Source organism: Stenotrophomonas sp. 05L44_2 (assembly GCF_056665995.1).
Genome location: NZ_JBFTNR010000632.1, coordinates 1 through 2450, shown reverse-complemented (window position 1 = coordinate 2450; position 2450 = coordinate 1). Strand labels below are relative to the sequence as shown.

Here is a 2450-nt window from a genome sequence, read left to right as displayed (position 1 = left end):
GCGGTGGAGCGTGCGGCACAGCATGAAGGCAGGTGCATCGGCGATGGCAGTGACAGCTGTCATCCGATGTCATTGACGGCGGCAACTGCGAAATGTGACCACGGCGGCACAGGATGGCAACGTCCCCGCTACCGGTACCGCCCATGGATACGATCGCTCCGTCGCTGGCCCGCCTGCAGCAGGTGCAGGTGCGTTACCGCGACCATACCGCCCTGCACGGCATCGACCTGCAGGTGCGCGCTGGCCAGGTACTGGCCCTGCTGGGCCGCAACGGTGCCGGCAAGAGTACCGCGATCAGCGTGCTGTTGGGCCTGCGCCGTGCCGACGCCGGCCAGGTCGAGCTGCTGGGCGGTGATCCGCAGCAGCGCGATCAGCGGCTCGGCCTCGGCGTGATGCTGCAGAGCACCAGCCTGCCGCCGATGCTGCAGGTGGATGAACTGGTGGCGCAGGCGTGTCGGCGCCTGCGCCGGGTCGGCTGAACTGGCATGATCGGCAGCGATCGTCCCCGCCTGGAATCTTCCGTGCCACCGAGCTGGCTTGCGTCCCTGCTGCGCCCTGCCCCGGATTCGGCGGTGGCCGAACTGCTGCGGCGTGGCAAGTCGCCCTGGAGTGGTGCGATCCACCTGCTGTGGTCGGTCTGGATCTTCCTTACCCCGGTGCTCGGGAATGGCTTCACGCTGCGCTGGTTGTTGCTGACGCTGGCCAGCTATCCGTTGTTCCTGCTGTTCTATGCCAGGGTGATGCTGGCGCCACGGCACCACGCCTGGCGCTACGCGCTGGGCATGATTGCGATGGCCCTGGTGCTGCTGCCGTGGTATCCGTCGGGACTGAGCTACTTCGTGTTCGGCTGCGTGATGATCCGCATGAGCAGCCGCGGCGGCTGGTGGGTGTACCTGTTGCAGCTCACTGGCCTGAATCTCCTGTTCTGCAGCACCGCGCTCTACTTCGGTTATCCGTGGCAGGCCATGGTGTGGATGCCGGCGGTGTCGTTCATTGTCGGGCTGGTGGTCAACGTGGAGGCCTTGAGCCATCAGCGCGACGTTGCCCTGCAGCTGTCCCAGGACGAGGTGCGGCGCCTGGCGACCACCGCCGAGCGCGAGCGCATCGGCCGTGATCTGCATGACCTGCTGGGGCATACGCTGTCATTGATCACGCTGAAGCTGGAACTGGCGCGCAAGCTGTACGACCGCGATGACGCGCGTGCCCGGCAGGAAATCGGCGAGGCCGAGGAGATTGCCCGCGAGGCGCTGGCGCAGGTACGCAGTGCGGTCACCGGCATCCGCGCCAGCGACCTGGCCGGCGAGCTGGCCTCGGCACGCCTGCTGCTGGAATGCCAACAGGTACACCTGCAGTACATGCCGCCGCCACCGATGCCAGTGGAGGTAGAGCGTGGGCTGGCACTGGTGCTGCGCGAGGCGGCGACCAACATCGTGCGCCACGCGCAGGCGACCCGGGTGCAGGTGGATTTCATGCTTGAGGACCGACAGTTGGTGATGCAGATACGCGATGACGGCCGTGGTGGTGTGCAGGCCGAGGGCAACGGATTGTGTGGCATGCGTGAGCGCGCAGCGGCGCTGGGTGGCCAGTTGACGCTGCAGTCGCCGCGCGGGGAAGGCACGCTGCTGACCGTGCGCGTGCCCCTGGTGGCCGCGACTACGCCGCTGTCGCCGGCATCGCTGGCACAGGGAGGCGCGGCATGATCCGCATCCTGCTGGCCGAGGATCAGGCGATGGTGCGTGGCGCATTGTCGGCGTTGCTGGGCCTGGAACCGGATATCGAGGTACTGGGCAGTGCTGCCGACGGCGAAGCCGCCTGGCGCATGCTGCAGCAGCTGCAGCCGGACATCCTGGTCACCGACATTGAGATGCCGGGGCTGAGCGGGCTGGAACTGGCCCAGCGCATCGCCCGCCATGAACTGCCGATCAAGGTGGTGATCGTGACCACCTTCGCCCGTGCCGGTTTCCTGCGTCGCGCATTGGAAGCGGGTGTACTGGGCTATCTGCTGAAAGATGCACCGGCCGAGAACCTGGCCGAGGCACTGCGCAAGGTGAAGCAGGGCATCCGTGCGATCGATCCGCAGCTGGCGCTGGATGCGTGGTCGCAGGCCGACCCGCTGACCGACCGCGAGCGCCGCGTACTGCGCTTGGCAGGCGAGGGCCGCACCGCCAGTGAGATCGCCGAGCAGCTGGGGCTGTCGCACGGCACGGTGCGCAATTACCTGTCCGAATGCATCGGCAAGCTGGGCGTGGCCAACCGGATTGAGGCGTATCGGCTGGCACGGCAGAAGGGGTGGTTGTAGCGGGGCGTCACTTTTCTTTTCGCGTGAAAAGAAAAGTAACCAAAAGAAACACGCCGCCGGCCGCGAGCCGGTGCTGCGCACCAGTACCCTGCGCTTCTCGGTGAATCAGGGGACGGCGCCGAACTCGCTGCGCTCAGACATCGGCGCCTCT

3 protein-coding genes are annotated in these 2450 nt (G+C 66.9%); all 3 read left to right on the top strand.

What is annotated here, in order from left to right; genetic code table 11:
- Positions 1 to 143: 143 nt before the first annotated feature.
- From AC1VAN_RS18485 to AC1VAN_RS18475, 3 genes are read left to right on the top strand one after another with little or no spacing between them, the layout of a single operon-like run.
- Positions 144 to 479 carry an ATP-binding cassette domain-containing protein gene (locus AC1VAN_RS18485; RefSeq protein ID WP_025878348.1) on the top strand — a complete coding sequence of 112 codons (336 nt, stop codon included), beginning with the start codon at positions 144 to 146 and terminating at the stop codon, positions 477 to 479.
- A 6-nt stretch (positions 480 to 485) separates the two neighbouring features.
- Positions 486 to 1700, top strand: coding sequence for a sensor histidine kinase (locus AC1VAN_RS18480; protein WP_478013594.1), 1215 nt, complete (start codon positions 486 to 488; stop codon positions 1698 to 1700).
- Entirely contained in the window at positions 1697 to 2299 is a 603-nt protein-coding gene (locus tag AC1VAN_RS18475) for a response regulator transcription factor (RefSeq protein ID WP_025878350.1), read from the top strand. The genes AC1VAN_RS18480 and AC1VAN_RS18475 overlap by 4 nt, the downstream gene beginning before the upstream one ends.
- Positions 2300 to 2450 lie beyond the last annotated feature (151 nt).